Raw genomic sequence first — 15,405 nt, 5'->3', positions numbered from 1 at the left:
CCTAAACAGTTCACTCCATACTCAAATAACCATTTTATGAAGGAAGCTGATAAAAAAAACAGCTATCAAAAAAAATAATCTTAGCTATCACCGTAGCGGCTTCGTGTTTGCATGAAAGCACAATTCCAGTCCGTTCTCCCCAGCCTCCATTTTCACATCATCAACGATTTGTTCAAGTCTGGCAGAAGCGCCAGATTGTTGAATATCGTTATTGAACAAAATTCCCCGTTACATTAAGTGCATATCTTCACAATCTCATTTGTTAATTAACACAAAAAAGGCGATGTTTAAAACACCATCGCCTAATAATGATTTTTTCGATATGCAATAAAAAATCCTTTAAATGGTTTCCAATAAGAAAAAATCCTTTAATTGTATTAATTGGAGCATTATCTCTTTAATGAATTTGCTTTTCAAATAGTACATATCTGTCATTACTTTTTGAAATTCTGCTCCATAACACGAGATTCACAATGAATATTCCTGCTGAAATCAGGATGATTAACTGAACTCCAAGTAAAAACAGTCCACTAACCTGGCCAATCATCATTGCAATTACAGGCAGAACGATAATGCCACCAAGGTTCTGGGCTTCCTGATACGTCTTCACCCTTGCTGATATTAAGATATTCAGCAGCACCGAAAGTAAGATTACCATTGGAGAAAGACAAGTTATTAACGCTACCCAGTTACCCGATGGGAAAATCAGCTCACCAAACAGAGGATACCCCAAAGAATTGATAATGACTCCACAAACTACAAAACTGATGAAAGAAACTAATAATGGCGGTATGAAAGATGCTAATATCTTGCTCAGAAATAACGATTTAATAGAAATTGGTGAAAACAATAAACTTTCAAGCGTTCGGTTTTCCTTTTCTCCAACAAAGCTGTTAGCGGACACTGTCATGGCTGTAATTATCGGAACCAGCAAAAATAAGTTTGGAAGCATAAAATTAATGAACATATAAATAATTTGCTGTTCAAGTGTATAAGAAGAGAACTCACCACCTGTAGTACTCTTAAGAAAAGCATCAATTAGTTTCTGTCCATCATCTCCGGCAATTTTTTCAATATCAAAAATTAAAGCACCTCCCATCACAACCAAAGGGAAAATAACAGAAAACAGAATTGGGATGATAATCATGGTTACCAGCAATGTTTTACTTCTAAAAATATCTTTAAGGTCTTTTTTAATCAAAGCTTTACTAATATATGTACCCATTATTTATCCCCCCTTACCTTGAAATAAATCGATTGTAAATCATTGTTCATAATCGTAACCGAATAAACAGGATCCGTCTTCAGCAAGCCATTTAGCAACTGAGGGATATCATTTTTAGAAGGCAGATCGAAAACCACCATTGATTCTGCCAGCACTCTGCAAGGAAACCCTAAATAATGCTTATCTTGTGGCTTAAATGTCGTATTCACTTTCACGGTGACGCTTTGAACATATTTATTTTCTAACTCTGTTAACGTTCCTTGTTCAGCTATCGCCCCATTCTCAATGAAAGCAAAAGAATCGCAGATTGTCTCCAATTGATGCAGGACATGTGAACAAATGATAATCGTGGTCCCTGTTTCCTGATTATATTTTTTTAAATAGGACAAGACCATCTGAATTCCATCAGGATCCAATCCATTTGTCGGTTCATCCAAAAACAGAATGTCCGGTTTATGCAACAGCGCTTTAGCCAATGCCAACCGCTTTTTCATTCCGGTACTATACTTTCCCACTGGCTTATCCTGATGTTCTTTCAAATCAAACAGTTCGAGAAGCTCTGCCACTCTTTTCTTATCTGTTACTTCATATAATTCAGCGAATAATTCTAGGTTCTCTTTTCCGCTCATTTGATGATACAGTCCTGCACTCTCCGTCACAATTCCAGATATTTTTCTAATTGCATCTCCCACTGAGGCAGGATCCATTCCGTTTATTGAGATCGACCCTTTTTCCGGTTTAATAACACCATTCAAAATTCGGATAAATGTCGTTTTCCCTGCCCCATTTGGGCCCAATAACCCAACTATTTCCCCCTTTTTCACTTCGAAGTTTACATTTTCTAATACTATTTGTTGTCCAAATGATTTATACAAACCTTCTACTTTTATAAAACTAGTCATATTTCACGATCCTTCTTATATGATAAAAAACCAATTTGTGCAAAAATGGTTGTTGCAATGTGTAGGTGGCATGTGAAATAAATGATATTTCAAGACCTTTTTTCCAAAAAAGCCATCCGAATACAACAGCGCCTATTCCATTGAATAAAATCATAGAGACGATATAAATGATAGAATATAGGATATTATTCCAACCAAGCCGAGAAGAATAAATGTTTTAAAAAATCCCAATTTGATTGTCCTCAGAACAGCTAAAATATCAATGTTGTGCCACTCTCAATAGACTTGAAAGTCCGATTACTTTATGGTTGCAAACTCCTATATGGAAAAATTAAATTTGTCTAACTGCGTTTTATTTCCTATAGACGAATCAATTCAGTGTTTTATTATTTTCACCTATAATATTGTCAGCTTCTTGGTGATTGAGTTTTCCATGGATAGAACGCACTTACATTAAATTGCTACATCAAAAATTTATGACGGGTTATTCTTGTATCTTTATAAGTAGAATATTTATATGATAATTGCTATATATTTTCAACCCTAAGCATCAATAATTCCTTCTTCCTTTGCCTTAAACACTGCTTTTTGTCTTCCTGTAACTTCTAATTTGGAATAGATACTAGAAATATAGTTTTTAACTGTGCCTTCTGTTAGGAAAAGCTTTCGGGCAATTTCTCGATTGGTGACTCCGTGTGCAAGTACTTCTAATACCTCAATCTCTCTATCCGTTAATCCGAAGTTATTTTTTTTATTTTTCCCCTCTATTGCATGCTCTGAAGGGTTAACCCACTGGGCAATTAACTGCTTAGCAATCTCCTGTGTGATCAAAGTTCCACCATGATAAACAGACCGGATTCCCACTGCAAGGTCCTGGGGGTGAATTGCCTTTAATAAATACCCTTCAGCTCCCGCTGCTAATGCATCCCGAACATAGCCTAATTCCTCAAAGGTAGTTAAAATTATCACCTTTACATTTGGACATTCGCTTTTTATAATCTCTGTAGCCTCTACCCCATTCATGAGGGGCATATGAATATCCATTAATATTACATCTGGAGAAAGCTGTTTCGTTAATTCGATTGCCCTTTTTCCATTTTGGGCTAATCCAACGATTTCAAAATCCTCTTCTCCACCTAATACAATTGAAAGACTTTCACGAATAAGCTCCTGGTCATCTACAATTAATATGTTTATCATCTTGATTCATTCACCTCTTTAATCTGTTTACGATAACTGGTATAAAACAAGCTACAACAGTGCCTTCATTTTCTACTGATTCAATGGAAAATCTACCTTGAAGAGAATCCAAACGTTCCTTCATGCCACTGAGGCCGAATCCAAACTGAATATCTCTCATCCCAATGCCATTATCCTTAATAAGAAGCACAACATAAGAGTCATCCTCTTTTAACGTAATACTTATTTTGTTCGCCTGCCCATGGCGGACTGCATTCGTTAATGATTCTTGAAGACAACGGATTAGAGTAAGGGTTCCTTGCGTAGATATATTTATGGCTTGTGACCCTATTTGCTCAAACTGAATTTCTATATTAGTGTGTAAAACAAATTCATCAACAATATATTTCAGTTGAGAAGATAGTTCTTCCTTTTCTCCATTCGGCGAAATCTGGTGAATTTGACTTCTAATTTCACCTAAGGATTTTCTCATCACATGACTTAATCGCTCAATTTGTTCCTTCGCTTTATCAGGAGATGACTTTTGTAAGAATGCTGCCGCATCAAGCCCCATAATGACTGAGGTAAAGGTATGCCCAATTGTGTCATGGAGGTCTTTAGCAAGCCGATTTCGTTCCTCCAATAGCGTAATCCTTTCAATCTGCTTAGCATACTCCTCTAAAAGTTGATTTTTCTTCCGGTTTTCTTCAAGTAACAATTTCGTTTTCTGCTCCGCTTCGAGAACTTTTGCGATTGCAATGCCTATACCAAAAAAGAAAAAGCCATCAATAACGCCCATACCCAATTGATCTAATCCAATAGCGAGTACAGCAAGAAAGGGCGCAACGGAAAATCCAGCCCATAATAACCACCTTCCCTTCCCCGCACTACTATAAATACCTGCGCAAAGTGCCGGATACGCCAAGAAGGAGGAATAATTATCAAACAAATAACACCCTATAATTAAGAACATCCCGCTGAAAATTAATTCTAGCAAGGGATAGTTTTTGACACCAAAACTATCTATCCTCGTTCCTGACCATTGAGGAATCAGGAAGGCTGCGAAAAATAATAAAAGAATTAACCAATAGAAAGGCTTTGAGGCTAGAATTAAAACTAGAATCAACATATGGAAGGTAAACCAACCTATTCTGGTTATTTGTGCAGTTTTATACACCCAATGGGTTTCTTGATTAATCGGCAACATACAAAGCTCCTTCATACCTCACTTTTCTCGATTACTATATTCCACATGATATTCTCTATTTCCTTTATCTAAAAAAGTCATAAAAGTCATAATGACCCCATTATGACGAAGTTCACTTTTAGATATGACCTTTTCTATTCCATAATGAGGATACAAATGGATAAAAAAAGGAGAAATAACAATGAAGAAGTTTTTATACCGCCATGGTTTGATTTTGTTTTTGCTGGTGATGTTTGGAAGGGGATTACTCGGGATGCTTGCTGTAAAGGGGGTCCATCTTTATAACCCAACCCTGACAATCGAGAAGGATTTAGGTTGGGTGATTATGCTTATATATGCAGCATGTGCTATCTTAGCTGTCAAATGGGTGAAAATAGATAAGGAAATTGGATTAACAATGCCTACGTCCGCTAAAGACTGGTATGTATGGATCCCAACGCTTATTATTCCAGTGACATTAGCTTTCTATCTTGGTAATAATTCTTCTTGGGGACATGTACCATTCCTTCTAATTGCAGCTGTCGGAGTCGCAGTTAATGAGGAAATTGTTTTTCGAGGAATTTTACTTCGAGCTATTTTACCGTTTGGTAAAACAGTTGCAATAATTGTTCCTTCTGTATTATTTGGAGCAGTACACCTCGGTAATATCTTAGTAGGTGGTGATGTAACGTACGCTCTATTCCAGTTTGGATGGGCTTCATTAGCTGGTATGGCATTAACAATTATGGTTTTGGTGAATAAAAGCTTACTTCCAGCCATAGCATTTCATTTTGTGTTGGATGCAGTGGAATATGCGGGAATAGGAGCATACGGCATTCATAGTGCTGAATACCCACTGGAATGGTTAACTATATTCTTTCTACTTAACTTGGCATTTTTCAGCTATTCACTATATTTATTAAAAAAATCTAAAACAAAAAGTCAAAAGGTTAATTTTATGTTACATCTTTAATTTTAAACTTTATAATTAAAAATTGTTTATGTGCTCCCTAAATTATAAAAAGAACAGGAAATGATCTTCATTTCCTGCCCTCAACCATTTTAATATTTTCTAAGAGATTTTCTAAATTTGTTTTGTTTCCATTGATATCTTATAAAGCATCCAACGCAAAAACCCAAAATTGCAATAAATGCTGCTGCTGCAACCAAAATGGTAAAGATATAGCCTAAGATGTTCCAATTCATTAGAAAACTTATTAATCCTCCTGCAAGACAAATAACGGAAATCTTTTGATTAAATTGCTGCTGATCCCATTCCTCAGGAATATATTGTGATGGATGCTTTCTTAAAAACAGCTTAGCTAAACGCATTACAGGATTAAATCCAAAAGATATGCTCATTAATCCTGCTAATAAAGGGATAGCAAGGATCCAATCTTGCTTAGTTATCCAAGTAAGCATTACAGATACAATAATAAACCATTGGTTTGTTCGAACAAGGGGGCGAGGAACTGAACGTACTTGACTTCCCATCAACTCACCTTCCTTATTGTCTTTGTTTAATTTACTTTGATTTTACTCCTTTTTATAGTATTTTTCTTTCACTAACGGAATAATTAATGTAAATAATTTTTCATTAGGCTATTGATTGAGTGATTTATTTCATTTATCTTAGGACTTTCTACTTTCGTATCATTAATGCTATATTTCCTTTTTAGTACAATAATTCTTTCTACACTTTCATTTAATCTTTGTTCTGAAATTTCCCCATTTTTAACAGCAGCTTTTAAAGAGGAGATTATCTTTACAACATTATTATAGTCACGCCCTACTAAAATAATATCGCTTCCTGCTTTAACTGATTCTACCGCTGCTTTATCAATATCAAAATGTTCTGTTATGGCTCCCATTGTCATATCGTCCGTTATAATGACTCCTGTAAAACCAAGTTGTTTTCTAAGAAGATCCGTCAGGACAGCTTTTGACATGGTCCCTGGATTCGTTTTATCTAATTGAGGCAATAAGATATGGGCGACCATCACAACATCTGCTCCTTGATTAATCGCACGTTCAAACGGAATTAACTCTAATTCTTTAAGTTCCTTAAGGCTTTTATTTACAATCGGAAGGTCCAGATGGGAATCAACCGATGTATCTCCGTGTCCAGGAAAATGCTTAATTGTCGTGATCACGTTTTGAGACTGTATCCCTCTCATCGTTTGAATTCCAAGTTTACTTACTATTTCAGCATTGTTCCCAAACGATCGATCCCCGATTACTGGGTTATTTGGATTGCTGTTAATATCGAGAACAGGGGCAAAATCGAGATTTAAACCAAATTCCTTTAGTTCTTTCCCTAGAAGTGTTCCGACTTTATAAGAAAAATCGGGATTATTTACCTGTCCTATCTGTTTATTTGGAGGAAAGTTCACAAGTCCACCTGGCAATCTTGTCACACGTCCACCCTCTTGGTCAACCCCTAGTAAAAGCGGTAGACTCGAACTATTTCCAGCTTTCAGTTGATTCACAAGATGAATCACTTGTGCAGGGGTTTCAAAATTATATTTGTAAAAAATAATTCCCCCAACATGGAATTTGCCTATTAATTGTTTTGCGTTTGCATCCATTGTAGTCCCGGAAACCCCAGCAAGAATCATTTGGCCAATTTTATCTTCTAAGCTTAGTTTAGAAATCACCTCTGATATGGATTGATTTCCTTGTTGATTCGGTTTTTTAACTTGTGTTTGTTGATTTGGTTCCTTTTCAATCTGTGTAAAAAGTGAGATATGGTCAACTTTAGGATTTGGCTCCTGCTCTGTTTGTACAGGTAAAACCCATAATAAATCAGTAGAAGACGTTGCATGATAGACAAGTATCATTTGGTCAACAGTTGAATCTTTATAGTATCGAATGGCATCGGGTTGTCCACCAGTTTTCTCAATTTCATTTAACGAGATTTTTCGCAGTTCAGAATCATACGATCGTATATCATTTACAGTCTGACCGGCATAGCCGATTGTAGCATGATGACTTTCGTATTCCTCATATTTGCCTTTAGCAGTTTCCGAAATATGATCTGATTTTCCCCACTTTTGATTTACTTCCTTCCATTCTGTTTTGCCAGAAACAAAGGAAATGTTCGGAACCTTGCCTACCTTAGATAAGGAAAACGTTTCCTCTACTAATTTCTCAAGATTTGAATTTTGATCTTTCTTCGAATCCACTGTATTTTTACCGGAAGGTTGAGTAATAATTGTACTTTCTTCACCTTGGGTAGTCTGTTCACTACTATTTTCTTTGATTGCATAATAATAAACGCCAATTATTAAGGCTATTATAAAAAGTGGAATCGTAAAAATAAGTAGTTTATATCGAGATTTTCTTTGTCTTTTCATATTCCAATTTCCCTTTCTAACTTTTCGTTTTTAGCTTTTGTGACGTTTTTTTCACATTTTTCGAGTTCATTTCCGATGGTTATTTCTATTATTAATTATTTAAGTTGTTAATTATTTATTTTGAAAATACAGTTCTCTACGTCTTCTATATCAGTAGTTTTAACAGGAAACTATGAGTTGATGATTTTACCCTGCTTTGCCAATTGCATGATTCTTGAAAGAAGTTTTCTCTGAGTATACCCTTTAGATGATAAAGCATTAGAGATAGAGCTAATACTGCTTGCCGAACTTTTATTAAATTGTGTAATCATAATAATTCCCCGTTTATTGTATTTACTAGCATATCCTAATGTCCCAGTAGTACTCCTTTTTTCTGCTAATAATCTAATCATATTGATTATTGTCACAACATATTTTTTTACTTCTTCTGTCTTTAAAGTGCTGATGACAGACGAATCACAAGCCACTTCACAGTCTTGTTTTATCTGATTAAGTGAATACCAGATTAAGGGGTTGAACCAATAGATTCCTTTAAGCTGGCAATTTCGAATAAATACTATAAATAGTTTTTATCTTTGAATTAACTCTAAGCTTTGATTTTTCTGCTTCTAAAATTTCAATTAAGTCTTCTCAATTCACTGACTGAGCACTTTTCAATTTAGCCCTCATCAAGATATTTACTCATAAAATATAGAGTAAAATCGATGAAACACCAATTATCCAATAAGTCCGGTAAGTATTACTTTAAGTCCATGACTTCACATATATCTAATCTGATAATAGATAAATAAAAAGATGACACCTTTTAAGGCATCATCCCTTAGGATATTAAACTTGATTTGACTTTAAACCTTAAAGTTTATTTTTGATTAATTTCAATCTCATCCATATAAGCAACTTCCCATAAATGACCGTCTAAATCCTGAAACCCCCATATATACATAAACCCATGATCTTGAGGTTCACTAAAAGATTTTCCACCAGATGACAAAGCCTTATTTACTATCTCATCCACTTGATCCCGACTTTCAGTTGAAAAGCTGAGAATTGCTTCGGCAGAAGTTGCCGTATCCACAATTTCCTTCTTACTAAATCCTTTGAAACGTTCCTCATTCATAATCATAGCAAAGATATTGTCACTTATGATCATACAAGATGTGGTCTCATCGGAGAATTGTGGGTTGAACTCAAAACCTAGCTCCTTGAAAAAATTGGTGGAATTGTTCACGTCTTTTACTGATAAATTAATAAAGATATTTTTGGATGTTAATGCCATTTTTTATTTCCTCCTGTGAAAATTGCTGGCAAGAAAACCATGTTAATTAAGTTTTTCATTAAATGTCGCTAAATATTCCACTTTTCAATAAGTACAGTATCATTAAATTGCTCTTAGAGAAACAGCGCATTTCAAATCGGGAATGGCGCCCTTTAATGGAATAACGAAATATGTGTTTAAGTCCTAAATCGATCATAGCTTATTGTATTATTGCCCCCGTTCAACAAGTAAAATTGGATTTGATTATATGCTTTGCTTGTGGTCAGAATCTTTTATTCTATTACCATTAGTATTAATAACAAAAACTAGGAGTGCTACAATGATAATATAGAAAACTAATCCAGTATTAGAAAAATGAATCCCTTCTAAATACGAATTTAACCAAATAACAAAAATAGTAAATGCTATAAAGTTTAATATTATAGTTGCTGACAATATGACTTTCTTTGTTGATTTGTTCTTATGCGAAAATCCATTAAAAAGCTAATAATTTCAAAGGGAACTGACCATATCATTACGAATAAGGAAAAAGCTAATACGGATGTCCAACTAATAACTTCAATTCCCAAGAAGGGAATAAAACTAAGGCAAAATACAATACTGCATAACACCACTAAATATAAAACGATAATTATAATAGCAACAAATATTAAGCCTATAACATTTTTTATTTTCTCCTCATTTCCTCTCCTTTATGGACCCCATATCCTAATTTCTACAAATCCTATCTAATTCCTTGTTCCACTATCTGCCCCTTTAGTTGAATAACGAAAATAAATAAAGTTTGCCGAAACAGCTAACGGGTTCTTTTTCAGGGGACAAAAATTAAAAAAACTTCATAAATAGTAGGTAGTTTAACACACAAAAAAGCATCGGTATTAACACTGATGTTTCTCATTAATGTCATCTTTTAGTACATTTAATAATAAATACTTACTCTTTTTCACTCAAATCAAAACGAGCTATTTCTTCATCGCCTAACATTACAATTAAATTTGCCTCTAAAGCATTATCTTCCAATTTTTCTAACTGCTCTTTAGTTGGAACGAAAAGAGCCTCAGTAGTTTCTACATCAATACCTAAATCATAATGTAGAGTAAATTCTCCTTCTTCATTAGGTCCAAGAATGCTACTAAAGGTATGACCATAACCTAAACCAGTTTCATTATATCCTTCTGGATTAAAAATATTAAACCCCATTACTTCCTCGGAAACAGTCGCTAATTTTTCGCTTGGTTCAATTTTTAATTTCAAAGATTCAACTTCATCTCCAATTTTCTTACTTCCTACGTTTTTAATTGAAAAAGTGTAATACAACGCCGTAGGTACAGCTTCTGTCCCTGCTTTCTCGCCTTGTTGTAAAATCATTGAGCCTAATCTTCCCTTATCGTTGGTAATTTCCACTTTTTTATTCGTAAGCTCCAAAGATGATTCAGACGAACAAGCAGTTAAAATCGCTATAACTGAAATTAAAGTTAAAATTGCAATAAATCTTTTCAATTATATCCTCCCCATTCGTTCACTTTACCATTTAACTGTACTGTATCCTTTATTTTACATGATTTGTGTAATTTTAGTGTATTAGCAATGAATATTTCTTCTGCTCTATTGTGCTAAACTGCCCGTTACTTGAAGAAGAGATGTGTCTTCACTATTTTCGAAACGCATCCTGTCAGTAAAAAATTACAAAATTCTGTTTAACAATAGATCTAATAGAAAATACAAAATGGAGAAACCAACAACAAAATAAATAAACCTAAGAAGATGTTTTCTCCAGTTCGTTTTTTCCTTAAAGAATACAGTTAGGAATATTAAGATACCAACAATCTAGAGTTTGAATGTACATTTGCATAAAAATCACCGTTTATTTTTTGTTAATTTTACTCTTAGTTTTAACAATAATCTTCAATTATTCTATCCGTTGGTGGAACAACAAAGAGGCTGCTACAGCTACCCAGTCCCCAGCTCTTGCACCCGTTACTTTAAGTACAGAATTTCACAATATCTTCTAAATTTCATCCTATAAATCAAATTGTTTTAGAGGCATTGCTTCAAAATACGGCCAGTTATATAAAAAAAGGGCGTAATTCTTGCTGTGAATTGCGCTCTTTACTTTAATAGGAAATATAAAATTAACATACCAATCAGAGATACAATTACTCTTGCCCAAGTTAATTTATTATTGATCCCAGCCTTTTTTTCTAAGAAATTGATGTAACCAAATATTAATGAAGCACCAAATAAAATAAGTGGAGTTTCATAGTAGTTATTATTTTTTGTATTTAGAATTGCAGTTAAAAGAATAATAATTGTTCCTAATGTCGCCAAAATCATATGTAAATACAGTATTGCTTTATTTTCTTTTTCCATATTAATCTCCACTCTTTAACCGATTGATGATAAATTCGCCATTCTGTTGGGAAACACCTCTTTCACTGACTGTTTACGTTAATTCAAGTACAAAGTTTCACAATCTCTCCTAAACTTGTTCAACAATATGGCCCTTTTCATGAAGAAAGACGCTTTCCTTATTTCAGAAAAGCGCCCGATTGTGGAAAAATGGAAATGAGAAAAAACTACAAAAATAACACCGTAGTTATTGTGCTAAAGCACCCGTTAGCTTAAGTGTAATCCTTCACAATCTCCTGTTATTTGGTTTGTTGGTAAAAACTAATTCATTGATATTAATGACATGCTATTAAGAACATTATAAATTTCATTTTCATTGTAACTATCTGTGATTAAATCGGCTTTCCCTTTAACTAATGTTTCAGTTTTTGCATTTTGAAATATTAAAACTATTTATTCAAAGCGAAGGAATCGTAAGCTATACTCTGCTTATTAGGACTATATTTAATTAATAAAATTCCGATTAATATTTTGATGATACTATCGATGGCTCCAAAAACATAAAATGATATATTTGGTAGTATAAGCCCGAAACATGCATTCAAAGTGGTTAATATACCTAACAAAAGAGAAAATTTGCCATGAACAACTATGAAAGGAATAAAATGAAGCCCCACAAATAATAAAATGAGCATCCAGATCAATCGGTAATCATTAGAACCATTTAAAACTGATCCAGTTATTCCACATGCTAAAGCGACAAAGATTAAAGAAAGTTTAGAAACCTTTTCTTGTTTCGCGGTTGCTTCGCCTATTGCTAATTTTCTCCTTAAGCGGGAATTAAACATAATCCCCACTAAACTAAGAATATAGCCTATGAGAAAAATGAGAACTTGCGGAAATTGATCAGTCCCAAAGATAGTAGATAAACCCATAGTTAATCCAACTGCAATGAGAAATATTCCAAAGATTCGTTGTCTTGGGTATGGATAATTCATCTAAACACCTCACCGTAAAAGAGTAATTTTTTAAAGATTCACCTTTTTTAATATACATTAAGTATTGAATGGTATTCAATATATTTTCCGAATGGTGGAATCTGGGGAGAACGAAACTTACCTCTGTAGAATCTCATCGCTTTGAGCACACCTTTTATTTCAAATATCCCGTTTACGATAAGCTCTCTTACTCTATATTCTATAAGTCCATCACCTACAACATGCAAAGCCTTTAGCAAAAAAGCGTAGCTGCTTATTTTGGATACGCACCCGTTTAATAAGGAATTGCACACTACAACTTCCCTAATTAAGAGCGTGATTCTTATTCCAGAATGTGCCCGATTGTGGAATATTGAAAATGAGAAAGAGATGCGAAAATGACTTCTCAGTAATTTTACTAAAGCACCCGCTAGTTTAAGTGCAAATCTTCACAATGATGGTTTTTAAACTAATTTACTTTCCTTTAATCCCTTTTATACAAATCCATTTTTTATTTGCATGTTCATTAATATGTACAACAGCAAATCCTGTATTTTTTAACAATTGCTCAATTTCTTCCTTTGTTTTATAAGATTTCATATGATAATTGATTTTATATAACTCGGCTGTTATTAAGAAGCATCCATCTTCTTTCAATACCCTATAAACTTCTTTTATACTGATTTCTAAATCAGACCAAAAATAATGTGTTTGAAATGCCGTGATTATATCAAAAAAATTTTCTGGGAACGGAATGTCAGTGACACTTGCTTGTTGAATGTTTACCTTACCCGATGCTACATCAATTTAATTTGCTCTTATAGAATCTTTTACAGCCTGTTCAGAATAATCTATTCCGTATATTCTCCCGTTTTTATTAATATGTGACAATAATTGTATCGTTTTTCCACCACCACAACCTACATCCAACACAATCGAATCTTCTCCAATTTTCGTATTCCCCAATGTCCATTTGTTCATTACTGTATGAGCAGTATTCATAATCCTCAACATAAATGAACCTACAATTCTATCAGGATTCTTAGCTTGTTCTATCAACCTATTTAAAAGGTTCATAACCGTACCGCCTCTTTAGACTTCATAATTTCTTTATATTCAATATTAATTTTTATAATTCCTTCTCAAATTAATGTTTTATTTAATTAACCTGCTCCGTTAGCACAACAAGAAAAAAGATGCCCCCACTGAAACACCTTGTTTAACTCTTGCCCGTTAATTGAAAAAGAGAATAAAACAATTAAGCACCAGGAGTAGTCAAAAAATACATTCCAATAAGTATAATCATTATCACCAATATACCTATGAGAAGCCGTTTCAATATAATTCCCCCCAACAAAATATTAATTGCTCCAATAGCTACTTATGTCTGTAATTTCTTCATACAAATCGTATATCCCTTCTTTCACTAACCTGATCGTTTGTTTAAGTACATTACTTCACAATTTAAAGAGACGCGTTCCTAGATAAACGCGCCCGTTCGTTGAATACTATCTATCCAAAATTCTTATCCAAAAACAAAAGAATATAACTACCTGCACAAAGATATAACGCAATTCGAGTTGTGATATAAATTGAAAATTCAAATAAGTTTAATTTTCTTTCTCTCTTAGTTTTTTTAAAGTGTCTATAATAATAGACTGCACATATGAGTAGGATTACTGCTGATATTTGAAAGATGTTTTCCAAAAGGCTAATCAAAAAAATCATCACCTCACATAATAAGTAGAATTTTATGTTACTTCATTAGTATCTACTTCAACAAAGGAGGCACTTCCCCTTCTTGAAATATATGTTTCTACATTTAAGTGTTATGCAAGAGATTCTCAGGATATTTCCTTCGCAATCTGGCCCTTTTCATGAAAATAGAAGCTTTCCTTATTACCGAAAAGCGCCCGATTGTTGAAGAAGAACGATTCCGTTGTTCAGGAATTTCTCCCTATTAATTTTGAATTTTCCAACCCAACGCTATCTCCAAATAAATGGAGTATACTCTATTATTTCCCAATTTAAATCTTGGTTGACTAACATATAAATCGGATTGATCGATGGATTAGTCGTCGAGTATCGTACAGAACCTATCATTATACTATTTCCATCAAATCCAATTTCATAAGAATCTTTATCAGTTTTTATTACTAAAGTAGTCATAATTACTGGAAGTTTCATTGTATTAATTTTTTTTAACTTTATTTGTTCATTTATAATTTTATTTATCAATTTTTCGTCATTAATTGTAGCTGAGGCAGTTTTCATAACAAGGGGTATTTGGCTATAAACTGTTATTTGCTCAACCTTTTCATCTTCATCAATTAAATTTGCAATAACTTCCTCGTATGTAGTTTTCTTTGACTGTTCAAATAAAAAGTAGCCTACCATAATAACAATAAGTACAATGAAACCAACAATTTGCTTCTTGTTCATTTCCATCCCCCCAATGTTATATATGTATTCAATCTTTCTTGGGTTTCTTCCTCCATTAAATGGCCCTTTCCATGAAGAAAGACGCTTTCCTTATTTCAGAAAAGCTCCTTATTGATGAACATAAAAAGAATAAAAATAACTTCTATTTATTTTACTAGACTACTCTTTAATTTAATGGGTTCAGGTTCAGATACTGTCGTATGATCTCGTTCATCTTCTTTGTTGAAGAATTTGATAAGGTAAATATGGTTCCGTTATCCGCTTCTGTTAAATAAGAAAAAACCTTGCATACAACACAGGATTTTTAATCAATCTATTTTATAAAACTACACAACGGTGTCGAGTGATAAAAAAGTCGTGAACCAATTTTGTTAATATTACTAGGCTTGCCTTGGCACATGATAATATCGAAAAAAGAAAGTGTGAAACCACTAGAAATTGCCATGTTAAGAATGTTGGAAACCGCTATTATATAATACCGAAACTTAAAGAAATATCTTCTATTTATGTAAG

15 protein-coding genes and 1 pseudogene are annotated in these 15,405 nt (G+C 33.6%); 1 reads left to right on the top strand and 15 read right to left on the bottom strand.

Annotated features, from left to right (window positions below; translation table 11 throughout):
• Nucleotides 1-87: 87 nt before the first annotated feature.
• The 5 genes from H0173_RS22185 to H0173_RS06545 form a co-directional block, all read right to left on the bottom strand.
• Nucleotides 88-219, bottom strand: coding sequence for a hypothetical protein (locus H0173_RS22185; RefSeq protein ID WP_260631055.1), 132 nt, complete (start codon nucleotides 217-219; stop codon nucleotides 88-90).
• A 178-nt stretch (nucleotides 220-397) separates the two neighbouring features.
• Complete coding sequence (locus H0173_RS06560; protein WP_221845540.1) at nucleotides 398-1,225, bottom strand: ABC transporter permease subunit; 828 nt, start codon at nucleotides 1,223-1,225, stop codon at nucleotides 398-400.
• The gene (locus H0173_RS06555; RefSeq protein WP_221845539.1) at nucleotides 1,225-2,127 is read right to left on the bottom strand and encodes an ABC transporter ATP-binding protein; all 903 of its coding nucleotides are present in this window, start codon (nucleotides 2,125-2,127) and stop codon (nucleotides 1,225-1,227) included. The genes H0173_RS06560 and H0173_RS06555 overlap by 1 nt, the downstream gene beginning before the upstream one ends.
• A 543-nt stretch (nucleotides 2,128-2,670) precedes the next feature.
• Entirely contained in the window at nucleotides 2,671-3,327 is a 657-nt protein-coding gene (locus H0173_RS06550; protein ID WP_260631054.1) for a response regulator transcription factor, read from the bottom strand.
• Between the two features lie 10 nt (nucleotides 3,328-3,337).
• Nucleotides 3,338-4,513 (bottom strand): sensor histidine kinase, encoded by a 1,176-nt coding sequence (locus tag H0173_RS06545; RefSeq protein ID WP_221845538.1) that lies wholly within the window; start codon nucleotides 4,511-4,513, stop codon nucleotides 3,338-3,340.
• A 181-nt stretch (nucleotides 4,514-4,694) separates the two neighbouring features.
• Here H0173_RS06545 and H0173_RS06540 point away from each other — a divergent pair, with 181 nt between their 5' ends.
• Nucleotides 4,695-5,465 (top strand): CPBP family intramembrane glutamic endopeptidase, encoded by a 771-nt coding sequence (locus H0173_RS06540; RefSeq protein ID WP_221845537.1) that lies wholly within the window; start codon nucleotides 4,695-4,697, stop codon nucleotides 5,463-5,465.
• A gap of 89 nt (nucleotides 5,466-5,554) precedes the next feature.
• On the opposite strand, the gene H0173_RS06535 is transcribed toward H0173_RS06540, so the two are convergent.
• The 10 genes and pseudogenes from H0173_RS06535 to H0173_RS06490 form a co-directional block, all read right to left on the bottom strand.
• Nucleotides 5,555-5,986, bottom strand: a complete 432-nt coding sequence (locus H0173_RS06535; protein WP_221845536.1) for a DUF4395 domain-containing protein — start codon at nucleotides 5,984-5,986, stop codon at nucleotides 5,555-5,557.
• Between the two features lie 83 nt (nucleotides 5,987-6,069).
• The gene (gene nagZ / locus H0173_RS06530; RefSeq protein ID WP_221845535.1) at nucleotides 6,070-7,848 is read right to left on the bottom strand and encodes a beta-N-acetylhexosaminidase; all 1,779 of its coding nucleotides are present in this window, start codon (nucleotides 7,846-7,848) and stop codon (nucleotides 6,070-6,072) included.
• A gap of 170 nt (nucleotides 7,849-8,018) precedes the next feature.
• Entirely contained in the window at nucleotides 8,019-8,375 is a 357-nt protein-coding gene (locus tag H0173_RS06525; protein ID WP_313770617.1) for a M56 family metallopeptidase, read from the bottom strand.
• 332 nt (nucleotides 8,376-8,707) lie between these two features.
• The gene (locus tag H0173_RS06520; protein ID WP_221845534.1) at nucleotides 8,708-9,124 is read right to left on the bottom strand and encodes a VOC family protein; all 417 of its coding nucleotides are present in this window, start codon (nucleotides 9,122-9,124) and stop codon (nucleotides 8,708-8,710) included.
• A gap of 933 nt (nucleotides 9,125-10,057) precedes the next feature.
• The gene (locus H0173_RS06515; protein WP_221845533.1) at nucleotides 10,058-10,624 is read right to left on the bottom strand and encodes a hypothetical protein; all 567 of its coding nucleotides are present in this window, start codon (nucleotides 10,622-10,624) and stop codon (nucleotides 10,058-10,060) included.
• A gap of 609 nt (nucleotides 10,625-11,233) precedes the next feature.
• Nucleotides 11,234-11,494, bottom strand: coding sequence for a hypothetical protein (locus H0173_RS06510; protein WP_221845532.1), 261 nt, complete (start codon nucleotides 11,492-11,494; stop codon nucleotides 11,234-11,236).
• A 428-nt stretch (nucleotides 11,495-11,922) separates the two neighbouring features.
• The gene (locus tag H0173_RS06505) at nucleotides 11,923-12,471 is read right to left on the bottom strand and encodes a DUF6609 family protein (protein WP_221845531.1); all 549 of its coding nucleotides are present in this window, start codon (nucleotides 12,469-12,471) and stop codon (nucleotides 11,923-11,925) included.
• Nucleotides 12,472-12,518: 47 nt separating this feature from the next.
• On the bottom strand, nucleotides 12,519-12,764 hold the full coding sequence (locus tag H0173_RS22180; RefSeq protein ID WP_313770613.1) for a DUF3658 domain-containing protein: 246 nt from the start codon (nucleotides 12,762-12,764) through the stop codon (nucleotides 12,519-12,521).
• Nucleotides 12,765-12,924: 160 nt separating this feature from the next.
• A pseudogene (locus H0173_RS06495) lies at nucleotides 12,925-13,527 on the bottom strand (class I SAM-dependent methyltransferase).
• 909 nt (nucleotides 13,528-14,436) lie between these two features.
• Nucleotides 14,437-14,892 carry a hypothetical protein gene (locus tag H0173_RS06490; RefSeq protein ID WP_221845530.1) on the bottom strand — a complete coding sequence of 152 codons (456 nt, stop codon included), beginning with the start codon at nucleotides 14,890-14,892 and terminating at the stop codon, nucleotides 14,437-14,439.
• Between the last annotated feature and the right edge of the window lie 513 nt (nucleotides 14,893-15,405).

Source organism: Bacillus sp. S/N-304-OC-R1, assembly GCF_019749375.1.
Lineage (GTDB): Bacteria > Bacillota > Bacilli > Bacillales > Cytobacillaceae > Cytobacillus.
Note: the sequence above shows the minus strand (reverse complement) of the source record. Positions and strands in the feature narration are given on the sequence as shown.

Bases quoted from the DNA above. Each gene is read 5' to 3' on its own strand.
- H0173_RS06560 (WP_221845540.1), bottom strand. From the start codon at position 1,225: ATGGGTACATATATTAGTAAAGCTTTGATTAAAAAAGACCTTAAAGAT.
- H0173_RS06555 (WP_221845539.1), bottom strand. From the start codon at position 2,127: ATGACTAGTTTTATAAAAGTAGAAGGTTTGTATAAATCATTTGGACAA.
- H0173_RS06550 (WP_260631054.1), bottom strand. From the start codon at position 3,327: ATGATAAACATATTAATTGTAGATGACCAGGAGCTTATTCGTGAAAGT.
- H0173_RS06545 (WP_221845538.1), bottom strand. From the start codon at position 4,513: ATGTTGCCGATTAATCAAGAAACCCATTGGGTGTATAAAACTGCACAA.
- H0173_RS06540 (WP_221845537.1), top strand. From the start codon at position 4,695: ATGAAGAAGTTTTTATACCGCCATGGTTTGATTTTGTTTTTGCTGGTG.
- H0173_RS06535 (WP_221845536.1), bottom strand. From the start codon at position 5,986: ATGGGAAGTCAAGTACGTTCAGTTCCTCGCCCCCTTGTTCGAACAAAC.
- nagZ (WP_221845535.1), bottom strand. From the start codon at position 7,848: ATGAAAAGACAAAGAAAATCTCGATATAAACTACTTATTTTTACGATT.
- H0173_RS06520 (WP_221845534.1), bottom strand. From the start codon at position 9,124: ATGGCATTAACATCCAAAAATATCTTTATTAATTTATCAGTAAAAGAC.
- H0173_RS06510 (WP_221845532.1), bottom strand. From the start codon at position 11,494: ATGGAAAAAGAAAATAAAGCAATACTGTATTTACATATGATTTTGGCG.
- H0173_RS06505 (WP_221845531.1), bottom strand. From the start codon at position 12,471: ATGAATTATCCATACCCAAGACAACGAATCTTTGGAATATTTCTCATT.
- H0173_RS06490 (WP_221845530.1), bottom strand. From the start codon at position 14,892: ATGAACAAGAAGCAAATTGTTGGTTTCATTGTACTTATTGTTATTATG.